This window comes from Thioclava sp. GXIMD4215 (assembly GCF_045291555.1).
Taxonomy (GTDB): Bacteria; Pseudomonadota; Alphaproteobacteria; order Rhodobacterales; family Rhodobacteraceae; genus Thioclava; species Thioclava litoralis.
Map to the genome: position 1 here is coordinate 1,758,306 of NZ_CP149515.1, position 19,044 is coordinate 1,777,349.

Sequence of the window (19,044 nt, forward strand, 5' to 3'; positions counted from 1 at the left end):
TTACCCCCCTGCCTGTTCAAGCCGCGCCACCATCGCCGCCGGAACCCGTTCCTGCTGCAACTGCGCCAGCAATCCGGCGCGGTCGGGGCCGCTCAGCGTGGCATCCTTCTGCACCACCGCCACCAATGCCTGACGCCGCGCAGGGGTCAGATCGATCATGCTCTGATCCAGCGATGCTCCCTGATCCAGCGGGCGCAGCTTGATCCCCTGTCCCAGAAGCGGGCTGCGCCGCGCCACCACCTGCGTGCCCTGCGGCAGATCGGAGCGCACCAGAATGGTGTCGCCCTCGCGCCGCAGGATCCGGGCCTGCGCGCTATACAGGCGGTTCTCGTGATCCAGCGCCAGAAGTGCGCCATTGCCATCCACCGCCTGCGCAGGCAAACGCGCGACATGCTCCAGCAGCGGTTCGTCCAGCGTGACGGTCACGAAATCCCCCGGACGGAACCCCCGCGCGCTCTGGAGCTGGGCATAAAGCAGCCGCCCCGCCGTGCCGGTTTCCACCGCCGCCCCGACCCGCAGCAGCTTGGCCGCCGAGCGCACCTGCGCATCCGCAGTCTCCAGCGCCACCTGCGCGGTCAGGGGCAGCACCTCGCCCTGTGCATCGGTCAGACGCAAAAACTGGCTGGTCGATACCCGAAACGAGACTTCCAGCGCCGAGGGGTCGATCAGTTCCCCGAGCATCTCGTTGACCGAGACCAGCCCCCCCTGCACCACGCTGACCGCCGCCAGATTGCCATCAAACCCCGCCCGCAGCGTGGTCAACGACAATTCACGTTCGGCTTCGGCCAGATCGATGCGCGCGCGGCTGAGCGCGGTTCCGGCCTGATCCAGCGTGGCCTGCGCCTGCGACAGCGCCGACCGGCGCGACAGGACGGCCTGATCGGCGGCGGAAGCGGCAAGCTCGGCCTCTTCGGTCACCGCCGCAGAGCCGATGCCGCGCGCATTCAGATCCAGCTGGCGCTGCAAGGCCTTCTGGCGCAATCCCGCCTGCGCGCGGGCGGCTTCCAGATCATCGCCCGCAATCGCCAAGGCCCGTTCGGCCTGCGCCAAGGCGGCTTCGGCCTCGGTACGGCTGGCCACGGCACTGTCGCGCACGGCCTGCGCCTGTGCAGGATCAAGCTGCACCAGAACATCCCCCTTACGCACCATGCCGCCATCTTCGAACGCCGGCGCAAGTGCGAGGATCGTGCCCGCCGCCGAGGCCCGCAATTCCAGCCGCCGGTTCGACCGGATCTCGCCATAGGCGACAAGCTTGGGCTGAAGATCCCGATAATCGAGCGCAACCACATCGGCGGCGAAGATGCGCTCTGCCGCAGGCGGCGGCCTATGGCCCTGCCCCTCGGCGGAAGGCGTGGCCCGCATCAGCGCCACAGCACTTCCCAAAAGACCGAGGGTCAGCGCAAAAAGGAAAATTCCGCCAAGGCTGCGTGAAAGAAAATGCATCTCTATGCGTATCCGGGGCTATGGGCGAGGTGGGCTTATAGTGCCAGCCTTTCGCCTCTAGGGATAGATATATCTGCATGGGAATGCGGGCAAAATTGTCCTAGCCCAGACTGTCCAGCTTGGCCCGCAGCGCCAGAAGATCGGCCCATGTGTCGCGCTTGGCCTCGGCGCTGCGCAGAAGCTGCACCGGCGAGAACATCGCGATGGCGGGCTTGCCGAACGCCTCCGACCACTCGCCGCGCAGGCGGGTAATGCCGCGCCGTGCCAGCCCCGCCGAGCAGGCGGCATTGCCCATCAGCACCACGACATCCGGATCGACCAGCTCGACCATCCGCGCCAGAAACGGACGCATCATCGCGATTTCCGATGCCTCGGGCTCACGCTGCCCCGGCGGACGCCACGGCAGGACGGGAGCCAGAAACAGCGCCGCCGCCCTATCGGGCGTGTCGCGCCGCAACCCGATGGCGGCAAACATCCGGTCCAGCATATGCCCCGAACGGCCAATGAAGGGCCGCCCCGCACGGTCTTCCTCGCGGTCGGGCGCATCCCCGATGATCATGACGCGGGCCGCCTCGGGCCCTTCGGCACGCACGGTGCAGCGCGCGCCCTTGCGCAGATCGCAGGTCTCGAAACCGTCCAGCGCCTCGTGCAGATCGGCCAATGTGCGCGCCTGCCCTGCCGCCTGCCGCGCAAGCCCGACCTGATCGACCTTCGGCGGGGCCTGCCGCTGTGGCAAAGCCGTCGCCTGCGATGCGGCCAGCATGCCCGCCGTAGCTGCCGCACCCGCCGGAACAGGAGCGGGAAGATCGGGCTTTGCCAGACGGTCGGGCAAAGCATAGCAATCCATCGCCAGATCGCCCTGTGCCTCGTCCGCCCCCAGCTCGCACAGCCATTCCAACGCCGCCAAAGCGGCATCATAGCTAAGATCGGAAGGCGAGAGAGCTTCAGGCGTCATGCGGCGCATCTTAATCCTGCTGGCGGGTCCGGTAAATACCCCTCCTGCCGCCCTGCCGCACGCGCCGCGTGCGGGACATGCGCGTTTTCCCTTTTCTTGCGGGCGATCTGGCGCTAGGCACCATGCAAACAGACAGGAAGATCCCGATGACCAAGACCGGAAAAATCGCCTTTCAGGGCGAGTTGGGGGCCTATTCCCATCAGGCCTGCCATGATGCCCTCCCCGAAATGGCCCCCCTGCCCTGCCGGACCTTCGAGGATGCGATCGAGGCCGTGCGCTCGGGCGCGGCGGATCTGGGGATGCTGCCGGTCGAGAACTCGACCTATGGCCGCGTGGCCGATATCCACCAGCTTCTGCCCTCGTCGGGGCTGAAGATCATTGGCGAAGCGTTCGTGCGGGTACATATCAACCTGCTGACCGTGCCCGGCACGAAGCTGGAAGAAGTCACATCGGCCATGTCGCATACCGTGCTTCTGGGGCAGGTGCGCAACTTCCTGACCACCCATAACCTGCATCGCATCGTCGGCGCGGATACCGCAGGCTCTGCCAAGATCGTGGCCGAAAAAGGCGATCCGAGCATCGCCGCGCTGGCGTCGGAACTGGCGGGCGAGATCTACGGGCTGGATGTTCTGGCCCGCCATATCGAGGATGCCTCGAACAACACCACCCGTTTCCTCGTGATGTCGCGCATGCCCGATTTCGAGCGCCGCGCCGAGAAGATGATGACCAGCTTCATCTTCCGTGTCCGCAACATTCCGGCGGCGCTGTATAAAGCCTTGGGCGGCTTTGCCACCAATGGCGTGAACATGACCAAACTGGAAAGCTATATGGTGCGCGGCCAGTTCACCGCGACGCAGTTCTATGCCGATATCGAGGGCCACCCCGAGGACCCCAATGTGAAACTGGCGCTCGAAGAGCTGTCCTATTTCACGGATATGCTAGAGATTCTCGGGGTCTATCCGGCCGCTCCGATCCGTCAGGAAATCGGCTGATCACAGAGCCTATCACATTTTTCGGGGCCTGTTTTTTGGGCCCTGAATTTTTGCCCCTGAACTTTCGGCCTTGAATTTTCGGGGCCGGTTGGTCGGGTCGGCTTCGGGCCGCCTCGGGATAGGCAAAAGCGTGAAACGGGCAAAGGACAGGGCACAAGGAAAGGGCGGGCAAACCTGCCCTCCCCTACGTCGGGTCGCGCTGTTTTTCAGTCCTGATCGGGGGCCTCGTAACGCGCCGCAATCTCGCGGATCTGCTTGCCGACGCGGTCCGCGAATTTGCGGTCAAGGCTCGACCGGCCCAGCTTGGCCGATTGCAGCATGAGCCGCGCCCCCAAAGTGCGCGGACGGATATCCAGACCGACCTGCAAACGGGTCCGGCTGCGCGACAGCGCCGTCAGTAGAATCACGGTTTCGACCTGAAAACTGGATGACTGCCCGGAAAGCGCCACCACCTCGGGGCGCTCGAAACGGGTCACCTCGGCCTCCAGCTTGCGCATTTTGCCTCTGAGCCTGAACTCGATTTCCCAGCTTACCCCTTTGCCCGGAAACTCGAGCTGGTCGGTCCGGCGCAGCTTCACACCCCGCTCGCGCGCCGCCTCTTCCATTGCGTCGAACTGGCTCAACTCGTCGAACACGAACTCGACGGGAACAGAAATATCTTCTCGGGTCGAGAATTTCATCCGACACTCCTGGAAGGCAGCACCAAGCAAAAGGTGACACTGATCATGACGTTAGGGCTGATCTAGCCGTCAATCGAGCCGGTCTGCAAGCCATTCCCGCATTAACCACCCCGCAATCGCACCGGGTCGTGGCGCACGTATCACGCTGTCACCACCCGCCATAATCCGCAGCAGCCTTTCACGGCTGACCCAAAGCGCATCCTCGATTTCCACCGGATCGGTCATGATCTCGCGGCTGGTCGCCTCGGCACGGCACCCCATCATCAACGAGGCCGGAAAGGGCCAGGGCTGCGACGCGACAGGCCGGACCCTGCCGGTGCGGATCGCGGTTTCCTCATAGACCTCGCGACGGACCGCCGCTTCGACGGTCTCTCCGGGCTCCATGAACCCCGCAAGACAGGAATACATGCCCTCGGGCCAGTTGGGATTGCGCCCCAGAAGTGTGTCATTGCCTTGGGTGACCAGCATGATCACGCAAGGATCGGTGCGCGGAAAATGATCCGCCCCACAGCTCGGGCAATGGCGCTGCCACCCCGATTGCACGATCTCGGACGCCGCCCCGCAGGCCGCACAGAACCCATGACTGCGATGCCAGCCCAGAATCCCGCGCGCGGTTGCCGCAAGTTCTGCCTCCAGCGGCGGCAGGCCCAGCATCACATCGCGCAGATCCCGCAAGGCGACCGCGTCGGACAGGACGGGCATGTCCTGTATGTCCTGCGCAAACACGGGCTCTCCCCGTGGCCCGCCCGCCCCGAGAAACACCCGCGCGCCGAGAGCCTCCGACATCAGCGGATGATCCGGCGGAAAAAGCGCCAGACGGGGGGCCGCATCGCCTGCCGTGTCCCCGTCTTGTGTGCACAACACCTGCCCGTTGCACATCAAAACCCCCCGCGCGCCCGTCATATCGGGGCCAGCGCGCCTGTGGGCGGCACGATCCAGACCGCTGCCCGCAAAGGCCAGACCGGGGTGTCTATCGTAGAAAAACGGCCCTTCGGCGACAAGAAAGCGGTCTGGAAACGGGGCTGGCATTGCGAAAATATCTCGATCTTAAGGTTGCTGCTGCATTGGGCTTGCCTAAGGTTAGAAATTTAGTCCTTAATCGTCAAAGAAGTATAGCCGCACCTGACCTAATGACAGCGACGACGCGCATCCCGGTTCAGCAAGTAAACGTGTTTTTTAAGTGACGTAAGGGGCGGCGCAAGATCGCCCGGACGAAAGGAGAGCGATGTCCTCGCACGCCGAAACTCCGTCGCATGCCGAGCGGCCCGCTGCGGTGGTCAGACTGCGTCTGCTGGCGACCACCGACCTGCACGGCCATATCCGTGGCTATGATCTGTTTGCCGACAGGGAAGACACCGGTTGCGGCCTGTCCCGCGTGGCCACCCTGATCGAACGGGCACGCACCGGCTGCCCCAATACGCTGCTCTTCGATAATGGCGACTTTCTACAGGGCACACCGCTGACCGAATATTGGGCGCGCGACCGTCAGAGCCGCGCAGACACCCCGCATCCGGTGATTGATGCCATGAACGCGCTGGCCTATGACGCCGTCGGGCTTGGCAATCACGAATTCAATTACGGGCTGGACTTTCTGACACGCAGCCTGCGCGATGCCCGTTTCCCCTGTCTGTCGGCCAATGCCCTGCGCCTGCGCGCCCCCCGCCCCGAAGAGGACGTGCCCCTGACGCAGGCGCATGTCGTGCTGGAAAAAGACCTGCACGACGAGAACGGAGACCTGCGGCGGGTGCGTATCGGGGTGTTCTCGGTGCTGCCGCCGCAATTCATTCTTTGGGATAGCGCCATTCTGGCAAGCCAGCTGCAAAGCCGTTCCATCATCGAGACGGCCAGGGCGCAGGTGGCCCAATTACGGGCACAGGGCTGCGATCTGGTGATCGCATTGGCCCATACAGGCATTGATCCCCTTGCCAGAGCCGATGATCCCACCTGCGAGCATGCCGCCACCCTGCTGGCACAGATCGACGGGATCGATGCGCTGATCGCAGGGCACGACCATATCGCCTTTCCCGGCCCCGATGTCGCGCCAAGTGCAGATGTGGACCCCGTGGCAGGCCGGCTCTACGGCGTTCCGACGGTAACACCGGGCCGCTTTGCCAGCCATCTGGGCCAGATCGATCTGGATCTGGTGCAAGGGGCGCGGGGGTGGCAGGTTGTTGCCTCTTGCGCAACCCTGATACCGGTGGCGCAAGAGCCCCCCGTGCCCGAAGCCGAGCGGATTGTCACGCGCAATGCCAAGGCCCATGCCGAAGTGCAAAGCTACACATCGCGGCGCGTGGCACGGCTGGACGTGCCGCTGCACAGCTATTTCTCGCTGGTGGGCCCTGATGCCGCACTCAGTTTCGTGGCACAGGCGCAGCGTGACCATGTGCAGAGCCTGCTTGCGGACCGCCCCGAGGGCGAGCTACCGCTGCTATCGGCCGTCGCCCCGTGCAAATCGGGCGGGCGCGCGGGGGCGGACTATTACCTTGATATCCCGCCCGGCCCGCTAAGCATCCGCCATCTCAGCGAGATCTATCTCTTTCCCAATATCGTCACCGCCGTGGTCATTGACGGCAAGGGGCTGAAAAGCTGGCTGGAACGCGCCAGCATCATCTTCAACACCATTGCGGACGGGACACGGGGGCTGCCCCTGATCCGGCCCGAGATCCCCGCCTATAATTTCGACATCATGCTGGGCGTCACCTACGAAATCGACCTGTCCGCCCCGCCCGTCTTCGACCTGCACGGCATGCAGACCACCCAATCGCGCGGCCGCATCCGCAACCTGTGCTATCAGGGGCGGCCCGTCGATGACCGGCAGAGCTTTGTGGTGGCCACCAACAACTACCGCTCGGCCTTTGCGGGACAGTTTGCCGGTCTGGATGGCCTCAGGGTGGATCTGGGCCCCGATATCGCCTCGCGCGATGTGCTGATCCGCGCCGCACGCGCGTGGGACACGCTGCATCCCGCCGCCATCCCCATCTGGCAATTCCGCGACCAGCCCCAGACATCGGTCACGATGGTCACCGGCAAAGGCGCGCTGGCCTATCACCGCCAGATGGAAGATTTGGGGATGAGCCTGCAAGACACCCATGCCGATGGCACAGTCACCCTGTGCAAACAGCTCTTTTACGCGGATGCCTGCACCGGCACTCTGGGCTAGCCTCCCTGCCGCCCACCAGCAGCGCCCATCAGGACGGGATCAGCCCTCGTGGCTTTGGCGGCAATGATCGCGGAAGGCGCGCTTGAGCAGATCCAGTTCGGCCTGCAACCTGTCCACCTGCGCGGCCAGATCCGGCACGAGCATCTCGCCCGCCGCAATGGACAGGCTGGCCACAACACCGCTTTCGGCATCCGACAGCAGCAGGCTTTGCGTACCGTCTTCCAGCAGATCGACCGGAAGCCCCTGACGCAAGCGCCAGCGCCCGTCCCCGAGATCGGTCCAGTCCCCCTCGGCCAACACTGTCGCACGGTAGGACGCGGTCAATGCGGGGCGCATGGCGGATTGCAGCACCACCACCCATTCTCCGGCCTGCAAACGGGAATACTCAACAATCATCAACAGACTCCTTTAGAGATCGGCGCGGGGATGGCGCAGCAAGGTCAGATCCTGCAAGGTGATTTTGTTCATTGCCGGTGCCTCGAAAATCAGGTCGATCCACGCCTTTTCAAGGCGCTTCTCGTTCAATTTGGTATAGGCCAGATCGAACTGCACCACACCGCCGCCAAACGGCATCTGGCTGACAAGCTGGTCACTATTGGGACCATGCTGGATGTTGAAACGGCAATAGACGGGACGCGCCTCTTCCATGCGGACATCAAGGCCCAGTTGCACGAGATGGTGCAAACGGAAGCCCTGCACAGCCTCGGGCGGAAGATCGACCACCAGCGACAGGAAACTGCCCTGAAAGCCGAAAACCTCCAGTTCGGCCCCGAAGGGGGAGGGTCTGCCGCTATTGCGGATCTGCCGCAGGGAAAGCTGCTGCAGCGGGCAGTCGTGAAACAGCGTCAGATCCTCGCCCAGACAGCACCCGGATGCCGCGCCCACATAGGCCTGCGGCGCCACCGGCATTGAAAAGGCCTGCGGTCGCCACGCCCAGTCGCACCCCAAGGGCCGGTCGATGGCACCGGCGGCATTAAAACGCTGCTCTGTCTGGCGGTCGATCCGGCCCAGAAGCCCCGAAGCGGTCGCGGCCATAGACCCGGCCTTCTTGCGCAGCAGCGCCAGATCCTCGCCGGTCATATCCGGTGCTGTTGCCGCACAGTCATGCCAATGCTTCATCACGCGGTTATATGCCAGCCGGTTCAGGAGACCGCCCTGAGCCTGCCCAACCTGCTTCTGCCCCATTTCAAAACCCGTTTTTGTCTCGCCAGACACATAATAGCCGGCGTCATGTCTAAAATCTTTGCGCAGCGTCAAGACTGCGCCCGCAAGACCAAAAGTGCAAGCTGTCTTCTGGCGGATATGCAGGCTCCGTAGGCCCCCATTACCGCATCATATCCCCGTGCGGGAGCGCCCGCAGACCCGCTTATTGCGCCGGTTTGGCCTGCCCTGCACTGGCGGCATGGGCTTTGGTCGCCGCTTCGGACCGGCCGACGAATTCTTTCAGCAATCGCAACTGTGCGGCATCGCTCATGGGTTGCGAGCGCAACGCCATTACCGACAGCGCTGTCAGATGCCCGTCAAGCGAGGTCACGCCGCGCCAATACTCAGCGGTGACAGGAAATTCTTCGGCCAGCGACCTGTCGCGCACCTTCAAAAGCAGAAGATCGCCCGAAACCTGCGATTTCAGGATATCGACATCATCGCTGCGGCCCGAACGCGCAATCGCCGCCTGCCCTGCCGCCGAACGGAAGAAGGCCTCGATCATCGGGAACCGCTTGGTGATCGAGCCGGTCATTTTCGGCCCGACCGTCGCCGATAGCATGGCCGGATGGGGGGCCGAGGCATGGGTCGCGTCATTGGTCACCGCCGCGCAATCACCGAACAGGATGACGTTATTCTCTGCCTGCCCCGGATGCCCCTGCCCCGCCACACAATAGCCCGCCGGTGCACTGAGCACGGTATCTCCGGCGATGACGGTGCCTGTCGCCTGGGGGCCCATTGTGGTCTGGCAACCGGCAAGAGCCGAAGCCACAAGCGTCACACACAAACCGAGCTTCACACGAGACATCGCCATATTGCCACCTTTCCGGAACACAGAGCTTACGCAAGGCTTAGTAACTACCGGCCCAAAGAGCAAGTTCCCCCACAGCCCTGTGACAGCCCCCGCCGGAACGGAGGCGAAAGACCGCCTCAGGCAAACTCCGTCTGTGCATAGCCTTGCAGATACAGCAGCGCCGAAAGGTCACCGTGATTGATGCGGATGTCGCATTGCGCCGCGACCGAGGGTTTTGCATGCAGCGCCACGCCAAACCCTGCCAGTTGCAGCATGCCCAGATCATTGGCCCCATCCCCCACCGCCATCACCTGATCCGCCGACAGCCCGAGCCGCGCGGAAATCTCGTGGAACGCCTGCACCTTGGCTTCACGGCCCAAAATCGGCAGGCCCGGCTTGCCGGTCAGCTTGCCCTCTTCGACCAGCAGCGTATTGGCGCGGTTTTCATCAAAGCCCAAAGTGGCCGCGATACGGCTGGTGAACGCCGTGAACCCGCCAGACACCAGCGCACAATACGCCCCGTCGCGCTTCATCGTCGCCAGCAGGGCCGGACCACCGGGCATCAGGGTGATACGGGTGTCGATGACCTCAGCGATCACCGTCTCGGGCAGGCCAGCCAGCAGCCCCACACGTTCGGTCAGAGCGCCTTCGAAATCCAGCTCGCCATTCATCGCCTTGGCGGTGATCTCTTTCACACGTGCCCCGACACCCGCCACATCGGCCAGTTCGTCAATACATTCCTGCTGGATCATGGTGCTGTCCATATCGGCCAGCAGCATCTTCTTCTTGCGGCCTTCCGCTGGGATCACCACAAGGTCGATCCCCAGCGCCTGCAGGTCCGCCCAGACGGTCCAGCGGTTATCGGGGATCACCTCCATCGGAAATTCGGCAGCGCACCCCTCGGCCAGCCAAGTGACCTCGCCTCCCCCCCACGCATTACGCAGCGCCACAAGCGTGGTTTCGTCAAGCTTGGGCGTTTTCGGGCAGGTCATGAGAAGGGCGACGAACATAGCTAGATCTCCGGATCACAGGGTTGGGGGCGCTATAGCGCAAAAACAACCGCCGTTTCCAGCCCCGCCCGCACCGCAAAAGCCCGATCCGCATGATCCGCGCCAACCGCCCCGCTCCTCGCGGATTTGTCCCTGTTAGAAGCGTTAGGAGCAGATAGCAGATCCGTCCTCTTTTCCGAGGCCGTTTCCGACGCGCGCCCCGAATCGCAGCCCCGGATCGCAGACCCAAGTCGCAGGCCCGAACCCCAGGCCGAGGCGTATAGCCGCCACTCGACCGGTACGCGCGGCACTGCCCGCCGCCTCTCCGAAGGGGTCTTCTCCTTGGATCAGCGCGCTTCCCCTTTGGCAGGCTCGCAGCAGGTTTGCCGGAAGGAATCAGAGAGTATCAGGCCTTCGGTCACGCTCGCGAAGGGCCGCCGCTGCGCCTGTGTCGGTTTTGCGCCACAACGCCTCACATTTTACGGTTTTCTCTTGTCCCGAAGCGACATTTTTTGCGGTCGATACGACTTTGTCACTTGCATGAATCAAGGTGCAGGCGTAAGTCCCAACGCGGGACACCCCTCCCCAACGAGGGGCGTTTATCTGAGAGGATACCAGATATGGCTATTGAAGCACCGGCTACGCGGCCGGCAAATCCGCGTTTTTCTTCGGGCCCTTGCACGAAGATCCCCGGTTTCTCCCTCGACATGCTTGCCGACGCGCCTCTGGGCCGTTCGCACCGCGCAGCTGTTGGCAAAGCCAAGCTGAAAGAGGCGATCGAAACCACCCGTGAAATTCTCGGCGTTCCGGCAGATTACAAGATCGGCATCGTTCCGGCTTCCGATACCGGCGCCGTCGAAATGGCAATGTGGTCGCTTCTGGGCGCACGCAAAGTCACCATGTGCGCATGGGAAAGCTTCGGCTCGGGCTGGGTCACCGATGTCGTGAAACAGCTCAAACTCGATGCGGATACCAAAACCGCCGATTACGGTGATATCGTCGATTTCACGACCGTCGATTTCAACACCGACGTCGTCTTCACCTGGAACGGCACCACCTCGGGTGTGCGCGTGGCCAATGGCGATGCGATCCCCGCCGACCGCGAAGGCCTGACCATCTGCGACGCCACCTCGGCGGCTTTTGCAATGGACCTGCCGTGGGACAAGCTCGATGTCACCACCTTCTCCTGGCAGAAAGTGCTGGGCGGTGAAGGCGGTCATGGCGTTCTGATCCTGTCGCCGCGCGCCGTCGAGCGTCTGGAAAACTACACCCCCGCATGGCCGATGCCGAAGATCTTCCGCATGACCAAAGGCGGCAAGCTGATCGAAGGTATCTTCAAAGGCGAGACGATCAACACGCCCTCCATGCTCTGCGTCGAGGATTACATCGTTGCGCTGAACTGGGCCAAATCCATCGGTGGCCTCGAAGGGCTGATCGCCCGCGCCGATGCCAATGCGAAAGTGGTCTGGGATTTCTGCGCCGCCAAGCCGTGGATCGCAAACCTCGCCAATAACGCGGCAAATGCCTCCACCACCTCGGTCTGCGTGAAATTCACCGATGACCGCATCAAGGATGGGGCAACCTTCGCCAAAGCCGTTGCAAAACGTCTGGACGCCGAAGGCGTGGCACTGGATGCCGGTGCCTATCGCGATGCGCCCGCCGGTCTGCGGATCTGGTGCGGTTCTACGGTCGAGAAAGCCGATCTGGAGGCGTTGATGCCCTGGATCGAATATGCCTTCGAAGCCGAAATCGCAGCGCAAGCCTAAGCGTTCGATCTTTCTCTGAACCTGAGGTGGGCAGTGCTTTGCCCACCCGTTTTCCCAGATTTCAGAAATTCAAGGAGCCCGCACATGGCCCCCAAAGTTCTCGTCTCTGACAGCCTGTCGGAAACCGCCGTCCAGATCTTCCGTGACCGTGGCATCGAAGTCGATTTCGAACCCAAACTCGGCAAGGACAAAGACAAGCTGGCCGAAGTGATCGGCAAATATGACGGCCTTGCGATCCGTTCGGCCACCAAAGTGACCGCGAAACTGCTGGAAAACGCGACCAACCTGAAGGTCGTGGGCCGCGCAGGTATCGGCACCGATAACGTCGATAAGGAAGCCGCTTCGAAAAAAGGCGTGATCGTCATGAACACGCCCTTCGGCAACATGATCACCACCGCCGAGCATGCCATCGCGATGATGTTCGCCGTGGCGCGCCAGATCCCCGAAGCGTCCGCCTCGACCCATGCGGGCAAGTGGGAAAAATCGAAATTCATGGGTGTCGAGCTTTCCGGCAAGACCCTTGGTGTGATCGGTGCCGGTAACATCGGTGGCATCGTCTGCGACCGTGCCCGCGGCCTGAAAATGAAGGTCATCGCATTCGACCCCTTCATGAGCCAGGAAAAAGCCGACAAAATGGGCGTGGAGAAAGTCGAGCTTGAGGATCTGCTCAAGCGCGCCGATTTCATCACCCTGCACGTGCCGCTGACCGAGCAGACCAAGAACATCCTGTCGCGCGAGAACCTCGAGAAGACCAAGAAAGGCGTGCGTATCATCAACTGCGCCCGTGGTGGTCTGGTCGATGAGGAAGCGCTGGCCGATCTGCTGAAATCGGGCCATGTTGCCGGTGCCGCGCTGGACGTGTTTGCCGAAGAGCCCGCGACCAATAACGTGCTGTTCAACCTGCCCAACGTCGTCTGCACGCCCCACCTTGGCGCGTCCACGACCGAAGCGCAGGAAAACGTGGCGCTGCAAGTCGCAGAGCAGATGTCGAACTACCTGCTGGACGGCGCTGTCGAGAACGCGCTGAACATGCCGTCGATGACCGCCGAAGAAGCCAAGGTCATGGGCCCGTGGGTCAAGCTGGCACAACATCTGGGTGGCTTCATCGGTCAGATGACCGAAGATGCGATCAAGGCGATCAACATCACCTATGACGGGTCGGCCGCCGAGCTGAACCTCAAGGCGCTGGATGCGGCCGTTGTGGCCGGCATCATGAAAGCCAGCCAACCGGAAGTGAACATGGTCTCGGCCCCCGCTCTGGCGAAAGAGCGCGGCATCCAGATCTCGACCACGTCGCAGACCCAATCGGGCGCCTATGATGGTTACATCAAGGTCACCGTCGTGTCGGAAACCAAAGAGCGTTCGATCGCGGGCACCGTGTTCTCGGATGCCAAGCCGCGCTTCATCCAGATCAAGGGCATCAATATCGATGCCGAAGTGGGCGAGCATATGCTCTATACCACCAATGAGGATGTCCCCGGCGTGATCGGCAAGCTGGGCACGCTGCTGGGCGAACATGGGGCAAACCTTGCCAACTTCACCCTTGGCCGCGCGAAAGCCGGCGGGGAAGCCATCGCCATTGCCTATCTCGACGAAGCCCTGAAACCGGAAACGGTCGAGGCCATGAAAGCCACCGGTATCTTCAAGCAAGTAAAACCGCTGGAATTCATTCTCGGCTGAGCCATAATAGGTTCATGAACGCCAAGGCCCCTGCGACCCGCGGGGGCCTTTTTCATTTGTAAGGAAAGAACTATGCGCGCCTATGCCATCGGAGACATTCACGGACATCTCGACAAGCTGAAGATTGCGCACGATCTGATCGAGCAGGACCGTGCGGCCTTTGGCGACCAGTCCGCCCCTGTGATCCATGTCGGAGATGTTGCCGACCGTGGCCTCGAGAGTGCCGGCGTCATCGATTACCTGCTCAACGCGATGCGGGCGGGGAAAAACTGGGTGGTACTGAAAGGCAATCACGACAGGATGTTCTCGATTTTCATGAACGACCCTTTCGACGCCGATCCGATGCTGCGCAAGGATCTGACATGGCTGAACCCACGATTGGGCGGCAATACCACACTGGCCTCCTATGGCGTGCCCAATGCCGATGAACGCCCCGCCGATATCGTCCATGCCGAGGCGCTCCGGATGGTTCCCGAATCGCACCGGCTCTGGCTGGCCAGCCGCCCCAACCACTTCATCTTCGGTGAATTGCTTTTTGTGCATGCCGGTATCCGTCCGGGGGTCAGCATCGGCAACCAGACCGAAGACGATCTGTGCTGGATCCGCAAAGGCTGGCTGGAAGATACCAGCGATCACGGCATGCTGGTGGTGCATGGCCATACCGCAATCGATCAGGTGACGCATTATGGCAACCGCCTCAACCTCGATAGCAGTGCGGGCTATGGCGGCCCTGTCTCGGCAGTGGTGATCGAAGGCCGCGACGCATGGCTGCTGACCGAAAACGGGCGCCAACCGCTTGTTCCGGTTGCCACTATCGCCGCCTGACCGCGGTATATCGCGCGCAGCGGCCCCGAAGGCGGGCAGGATACAGAATCGCCCGGGGCCGAAACCGGGGCCTGTCCTGACGCGGCGATACTGCCGCAGCGTCAATATGCCAACAGTCATGTTGAGCCCGTTATACGCAGGCTGTAAAATCGCAGGAATTTCTCCTTAAGGTAGAAATTTGTGAGGGATTTTCTATAGCTGGCCCGCGATCAGCCTTAAGGATTAAGCCTAAATTTACTGGACGTCACCAAGATGCTGGTCGAACGGAATGGGGACTGAACCAGCATGCCGACAGGCACCAGAAACACGATCGCTGACAAGCTGGCTCAGGAGCGTCGCGCCCGTCTGGCGGCGGAACGGCTGCTTGACCAGAAGAAGCGTGAACTGTTTACGGCCAATCAGAAACTGGCATTGCATGCCCGCGCCCTGTCCGACCAGATCGTGGAGCAGCGCCACGGCCTGACCCGCGCCCTGACGGAAGCCGCCTCTTTGAAGGGCGAGAACCATCGCGTGATGGATGATCTCGCACGGGCCAATTCCGTTGCCATGATAGCCCAACGCAGGCTGTGGGACGCGCTTGAGACGATTCCCGACGGGTTTGCCGTCTATGACGCCGATCTGCGGCTGGTGGCCGCCAATAAGGTCTATCTGGATTTCTTCGAGGGCGAAGTGGCCATCGCTGCGGGCGTGACCTACGATTCGGTGCTCAATATCGTGGCCAAGCACCGGATGGTGGATCTGGACGGGCGCGACCCTGCCGACTGGCATCATGACATGATCGCGCGCATCCGCCGCAATCCGATCGAACCGATCACGATCATCACCCGTAAAGGGGCCCATATCCGGCTGATCGACCGGTGGGGCGAAGGCGGCGATCTGGTCTGCATCGCGCAGGATATCTCGACCCATGTCAGCCGCGAAGCGGAACTGGAAGAGGCACGCGAAAAGGCCGAATCCGCCAATCGCGCGAAATCGGCCTTCCTTGCCAATATGAGCCACGAGATCCGGACGCCGATGAATGGCGTGGTGGGCATGGCCGAACTGCTGACCGAGACAGAGCTGACAGAGGATCAGCGTCTTTATGCGGAAACCATCCGCTCTTCCGGCGAGGCGCTGCTGACGATCATCAACGATGTGCTCGACTATTCCAAGATCGAGGCGGAGCGCCTGAAGCTCTATCCCGAGATTTTCGATCTGGAGCGGTGTGTGCACGAGGTGACCATGCTGCTGCAACCTTCCGCACGCGACAAGAAGCTGAGGCTTCTGGTCGATTACGACATGTTCCTGCCGACACGATTCGTGGCCGATCCGGGGCGTATCCGCCAGATTCTGACCAATCTTCTGGGCAATGCGGTGAAATTCACGCTTAGCGGCCATGTGCTGACGCGCGTGGTCGGGATAGAGCGGAAGCAGAATAATTACGAGCTGCATATCACCGTCGAGGATACCGGCATCGGCATCAATCCCGAACAGATCGACCATGTTTTCGGCGAGTTCAATCAGGTCGAAAGCGAAACCAACCGCAAGTTCGAGGGCACGGGGCTTGGCCTTGCCATCACCAAGCAGTTGATCGAGATGATGGGCGGCGAAATCTGGGTCGATAGCGAGCTGGGGCGCGGTTCGTGTTTCGGGTTCAAGATTCTGGTGCCCGCCGCCGAACCCGCGCCGCATGTCTCGACCCCCGGTCCGCCGATCACGCTGCGGGCCGCGCTTGTGGTCGATGATCTAATGGTCAACCGTGTCATTCTCGAACGGCAGCTGGAAACCTACGGGCTGAAGGTGACATTGTGCCGGAACGCACAGGAAGCGCTGACCGCTTTCGACAGGGGCGCGACATTCGACATTATGCTCAGCGATTTCCGGATGCCGGATATGGATGGCCTGCATCTGTGCCAGACCTTGCGGCAACGCGGCGTGAAGATTCCCGTGGTGCTGCTGAGTTCGGACCCCGATGCGATCACCCCCGAAGAGGCCCGCGCGGCCCAGATCGAATGTCTGGAAAAGCCGGTGCTGCGGTCGCATCTGTTCCGCACCTTGCAAAACCTGTCGTATCCGGTTGCAAGAACGGTGCCACCGCCCGCGCCGCCGCCCCCTGTTGGCCAACGCAAGATGCGCATCCTCGCCGCCGAGGATAATCGCACCAACCAGCTCGTTTTTGGCAAGATGGTGAAAGATCTGCCCATTGATCTGGTCTTCGCCAATAACGGTCTGGAAGCGGTCGAGAAATGGCAAAGCTTCCAGCCCGACCTGATCTTCATGGATATTTCCATGCCCGAGATGGATGGCAAGGAAGCCACCCGCCGCATCCGGTCTCTGGAAAGCGGCAGCCACGTGCCGATCTGCGCCCTGACGGCCCATGCGATGGACGGCGATAGCGAGGGCATACTGGCCTCGGGTATGGATTACTATCTGACCAAACCATTGCGCAAAACGGCGATCATCGACCATATCGTGGCAAATTGTCCCCCGACCGCACAGTCGCTACAGGACGGGGCTGCCTAGGTCTCGGAAATAAGCTGCAGGAAGGCGGCACCGAAACGGTCGAGCTTGGCGTCTTCCAGACCAAGCCGTTCCAGCCCCTTCAGGTCGCCTGGCCGCATCTCGGCAATCTTGCGCAGCAACGACGAAGACACGCTCAGCATCCGCCCTGTCCCGTCCTCGCCACGCTCCAAACGGAGTTGCTCTGCCAGCAGCGCATCAAACAGAGGTCCGGCCTGACGCCCCGCCAAAGCACGGCGCGCGGGATGCATTTTCTGCATCTCCTCACCCACCAGAACCTCAAGGAATGCCGTGCCATAGCTTTCCAGCTTTTTGGCCCCCACCCCGTTGATCCGCGCCATCTGGTCCAGCGTTTGCGGACGGGCCTCGACCATCTCGATCAGGGTGCGGTCGGGGAAGATCATATAGGCCGGAAGCCCCGCCGCCTCGGAAAGCGCCCGCCGCTTGGCCTTCAGGGCCGACAGCAGCGGCGCGTCCTCCTCGGACACAAGCGCCTTGACCACCGTCTGCTTTTTCGCCCCGCGCACAGGGTCACGCCGGAAGGTGATCTGTTCCTCGCCGCGCAGGATCGGATGCGCGGCCTTGGTCACGAATAACGCGCCGTGACGTTCGGCATCGGGGCGGATCAGGTCATGCCCCATCATCTGCCGGAAGATCGCCTGCCACTGCGGGCGCGTCCAGGCCTTACCCACCCCGAAGGTCGGCAGGCGGTCATGCCCGCGCGAGGAAATGCGCTCGTTCGACTGGCCCAGCAGCACCTCGATCAGATACTGGCTGCCATAGCTCTGGTCGCAGCGCAGACAGGCCGACAGCGCCATACGCACCGGTTCGGTCGCGTCAAACAGATCGGGCGGAGTGTCGCAGATATCGCAGTTGCCACAAGGGCTTGCCTCTTCACCGAAATAGGCCAGCAGCCGCTGGCGGCGGCAGGCCGTGGCCTCGGCCAGACCCAGCAGCGCATTCAGCCGCCCGTGATCGGCGTCCTTGCGTTCGGGCGGCGCAAGCCCCTCGTCGATCTGGGCGCGGCGGATGCGGATATCGTCGGGGCCAAAGAGGGTCAGCGTCTCGGCAGGGGCACCATCACGGCCCGCGCGACCGATCTCCTGATAATAGGCCTCGATGGATTTCGACAGATCGGCATGGGCCACCCAGCGGATATCGGGCTTGTCGATCCCCATGCCGAAGGCCACGGTCGCCACCACGATCAGCCCGTCTTCCTGCTGAAAGCGCGTCTCGACCGCGCGACGGTCATCGGGGTCCATGCCGCCGTGATAATAGCAGGCCGTATGCCCCGCCTCATTCAGCGCCTGCGCAAGGCTCTCGGTCTTTTTGCGGGTGGCGCAATAAACGATACCCGACTGGCCCTTGCGCGCGGCGGCAAACTGCAGGATCTGCCCGCGCGGCTGGTTCTTGGGCTCGAACGCCAGATGGATATTGGGGCGGTCAAAGCCACGCAGGAAAGTCTCGGGCGCCTCGCCGTCAAACAGCCGCGTGACCATCTCGGCACGGGTTTCTTCATCGGCGGTGGCGGTAAAGGCGGCCAGCGGCACCTTCAGGTCGCGGCGCAACTCCCCGATGCGCAGGTAATCGGGGCGGAAGTCATGGCCCCACTGGCTGACGCAATGCGCCTCGTCCACGGCAATCAGCCCGACCCGCGCACGGCGCAGCAGATGCACCGCCCCGCCCGAGGCCAGCCGTTCCGGCGCCATATAGAGGATCTTCAACCGGCCTTCGTCGATAGCACGAAAGACCTCTTCGGTCTCGTCCTCGGTATTGCCCGAGGTCAGAGCACCGGCCTCGACCCCCGCCTCGCGCAGCGCCCGCACCTGATCGCGCATCAGGGCAATCAGCGGCGAGATCACCACCGTCAGCCCCTCGCGGCACAGCGCGGGGATCTGGAAACACAGCGATTTGCCACCGCCCGTCGGCATGATGGCCAAAGTATTGCGCCCCGCCATGACGGAGCGCACGATTTCTTCCTGTCCGGGACGGAATTCGCGGAACCCGAAGATATCGGTCAGGACTGCATGACAGTCGGGCAGCGTGGCCTCGACCATCG

General features: G+C 62.5%; 15 protein-coding genes. 6 read left to right on the plus strand and 9 right to left on the minus strand.

Annotated elements, in window-relative coordinates; genetic code table 11:
* A complete protein-coding gene (locus tag WDB86_RS08715) occupies positions 1-1,443 on the minus strand; it encodes an HlyD family efflux transporter periplasmic adaptor subunit (protein WP_339108861.1) in 1,443 nt (480 codons plus the stop codon).
* 100 nt (positions 1,444-1,543) lie between these two features.
* Positions 1,544-2,398, minus strand: a complete 855-nt coding sequence (locus WDB86_RS08720; RefSeq protein ID WP_406735699.1) for a uracil-DNA glycosylase family protein — start codon at positions 2,396-2,398, stop codon at positions 1,544-1,546.
* A 146-nt stretch (positions 2,399-2,544) separates the two neighbouring features.
* On the opposite strand from WDB86_RS08720, the gene WDB86_RS08725 reads away from it, so the two are divergent.
* The gene (locus WDB86_RS08725) at positions 2,545-3,390 is read left to right on the plus strand and encodes a prephenate dehydratase (protein ID WP_406735700.1); all 846 of its coding nucleotides are present in this window, start codon (positions 2,545-2,547) and stop codon (positions 3,388-3,390) included.
* A 206-nt stretch (positions 3,391-3,596) separates the two neighbouring features.
* Here WDB86_RS08725 and WDB86_RS08730 read toward each other — a convergent pair whose 3' ends face one another.
* Complete coding sequence (locus tag WDB86_RS08730) at positions 3,597-4,070, minus strand: SRPBCC family protein (RefSeq protein ID WP_339108858.1); 474 nt, start codon at positions 4,068-4,070, stop codon at positions 3,597-3,599.
* Positions 4,071-4,139: 69 nt separating this feature from the next.
* Positions 4,140-5,099 (minus strand): NAD(+) diphosphatase, encoded by a 960-nt coding sequence (nudC, locus tag WDB86_RS08735; protein WP_406735701.1) that lies wholly within the window; start codon positions 5,097-5,099, stop codon positions 4,140-4,142.
* Between the two features lie 196 nt (positions 5,100-5,295).
* Here nudC and WDB86_RS08740 point away from each other — a divergent pair, with 196 nt between their 5' ends.
* Positions 5,296-7,230 carry a bifunctional 2',3'-cyclic-nucleotide 2'-phosphodiesterase/3'-nucleotidase gene (locus tag WDB86_RS08740; protein WP_406735702.1) on the plus strand — a complete coding sequence of 645 codons (1,935 nt, stop codon included), beginning with the start codon at positions 5,296-5,298 and terminating at the stop codon, positions 7,228-7,230.
* A gap of 39 nt (positions 7,231-7,269) precedes the next feature.
* Here the strand turns inward: WDB86_RS08740 and WDB86_RS08745 are convergent, their stop codons facing one another.
* From WDB86_RS08745 to serB, 4 genes are all read right to left on the minus strand, one after another.
* The gene (locus tag WDB86_RS08745) at positions 7,270-7,626 is read right to left on the minus strand and encodes a hypothetical protein (protein WP_339108855.1); all 357 of its coding nucleotides are present in this window, start codon (positions 7,624-7,626) and stop codon (positions 7,270-7,272) included.
* Between the two features lie 12 nt (positions 7,627-7,638).
* Positions 7,639-8,415, minus strand: a complete 777-nt coding sequence (locus WDB86_RS08750; protein WP_406735703.1) for a DUF6478 family protein — start codon at positions 8,413-8,415, stop codon at positions 7,639-7,641.
* A gap of 181 nt (positions 8,416-8,596) precedes the next feature.
* Entirely contained in the window at positions 8,597-9,247 is a 651-nt protein-coding gene (locus WDB86_RS08755; RefSeq protein WP_406720191.1) for a hypothetical protein, read from the minus strand.
* A 116-nt stretch (positions 9,248-9,363) separates the two neighbouring features.
* A complete protein-coding gene (gene serB / locus WDB86_RS08760; protein ID WP_406735704.1) occupies positions 9,364-10,236 on the minus strand; it encodes a phosphoserine phosphatase SerB in 873 nt (290 codons plus the stop codon).
* Positions 10,237-10,835: 599 nt separating this feature from the next.
* Here serB and WDB86_RS08765 point away from each other — a divergent pair.
* From WDB86_RS08765 to WDB86_RS08780, 4 genes are all read left to right on the plus strand, one after another.
* Positions 10,836-11,981 carry a phosphoserine transaminase gene (locus WDB86_RS08765; protein ID WP_339108851.1) on the plus strand — a complete coding sequence of 382 codons (1,146 nt, stop codon included), beginning with the start codon at positions 10,836-10,838 and terminating at the stop codon, positions 11,979-11,981.
* 84 nt (positions 11,982-12,065) lie between these two features.
* Positions 12,066-13,661, plus strand: coding sequence for a phosphoglycerate dehydrogenase (gene serA, locus WDB86_RS08770; RefSeq protein WP_339108850.1), 1,596 nt, complete (start codon positions 12,066-12,068; stop codon positions 13,659-13,661).
* A gap of 72 nt (positions 13,662-13,733) precedes the next feature.
* Complete coding sequence (locus WDB86_RS08775; RefSeq protein ID WP_406735705.1) at positions 13,734-14,486, plus strand: metallophosphoesterase; 753 nt, start codon at positions 13,734-13,736, stop codon at positions 14,484-14,486.
* 285 nt (positions 14,487-14,771) lie between these two features.
* Complete coding sequence (locus tag WDB86_RS08780; RefSeq protein ID WP_406735706.1) at positions 14,772-16,988, plus strand: response regulator; 2,217 nt, start codon at positions 14,772-14,774, stop codon at positions 16,986-16,988.
* Here WDB86_RS08780 and recQ read toward each other — a convergent pair.
* Positions 16,985-19,042 carry a DNA helicase RecQ gene (gene recQ, locus WDB86_RS08785; protein WP_406720188.1) on the minus strand — a complete coding sequence of 686 codons (2,058 nt, stop codon included), beginning with the start codon at positions 19,040-19,042 and terminating at the stop codon, positions 16,985-16,987. The two genes, WDB86_RS08780 and recQ, sit on opposite strands and share 4 nt — an antisense overlap.
* Positions 19,043-19,044 lie beyond the last annotated feature (2 nt).

Excerpts from the sequence above, each read along its gene's own strand:
- WDB86_RS08715 (WP_339108861.1), bottom strand. The coding sequence starts at position 1,443 with ATGCATTTTCTTTCACGCAGCCTTGGCGGAATTTTCCTTTTTGCGCTG.
- WDB86_RS08720 (WP_406735699.1), bottom strand. The coding sequence starts at position 2,398 with ATGACGCCTGAAGCTCTCTCGCCTTCCGATCTTAGCTATGATGCCGCT.
- WDB86_RS08725 (WP_406735700.1), top strand. The coding sequence starts at position 2,545 with ATGACCAAGACCGGAAAAATCGCCTTTCAGGGCGAGTTGGGGGCCTAT.
- WDB86_RS08730 (WP_339108858.1), bottom strand. The coding sequence starts at position 4,070 with ATGAAATTCTCGACCCGAGAAGATATTTCTGTTCCCGTCGAGTTCGTG.
- nudC (WP_406735701.1), bottom strand. The coding sequence starts at position 5,099 with ATGCCAGCCCCGTTTCCAGACCGCTTTCTTGTCGCCGAAGGGCCGTTT.
- WDB86_RS08740 (WP_406735702.1), top strand. The coding sequence starts at position 5,296 with ATGTCCTCGCACGCCGAAACTCCGTCGCATGCCGAGCGGCCCGCTGCG.
- WDB86_RS08745 (WP_339108855.1), bottom strand. The coding sequence starts at position 7,626 with ATGATTGTTGAGTATTCCCGTTTGCAGGCCGGAGAATGGGTGGTGGTG.
- WDB86_RS08750 (WP_406735703.1), bottom strand. The coding sequence starts at position 8,415 with ATGGGGCAGAAGCAGGTTGGGCAGGCTCAGGGCGGTCTCCTGAACCGG.
- WDB86_RS08755 (WP_406720191.1), bottom strand. The coding sequence starts at position 9,247 with ATGGCGATGTCTCGTGTGAAGCTCGGTTTGTGTGTGACGCTTGTGGCT.
- serB (WP_406735704.1), bottom strand. The coding sequence starts at position 10,236 with ATGTTCGTCGCCCTTCTCATGACCTGCCCGAAAACGCCCAAGCTTGAC.
- WDB86_RS08765 (WP_339108851.1), top strand. The coding sequence starts at position 10,836 with ATGGCTATTGAAGCACCGGCTACGCGGCCGGCAAATCCGCGTTTTTCT.
- serA (WP_339108850.1), top strand. The coding sequence starts at position 12,066 with ATGGCCCCCAAAGTTCTCGTCTCTGACAGCCTGTCGGAAACCGCCGTC.
- WDB86_RS08775 (WP_406735705.1), top strand. The coding sequence starts at position 13,734 with ATGCGCGCCTATGCCATCGGAGACATTCACGGACATCTCGACAAGCTG.
- WDB86_RS08780 (WP_406735706.1), top strand. The coding sequence starts at position 14,772 with ATGCCGACAGGCACCAGAAACACGATCGCTGACAAGCTGGCTCAGGAG.
- recQ (WP_406720188.1), bottom strand. The coding sequence starts at position 19,042 with ATGGTCGAGGCCACGCTGCCCGACTGTCATGCAGTCCTGACCGATATC.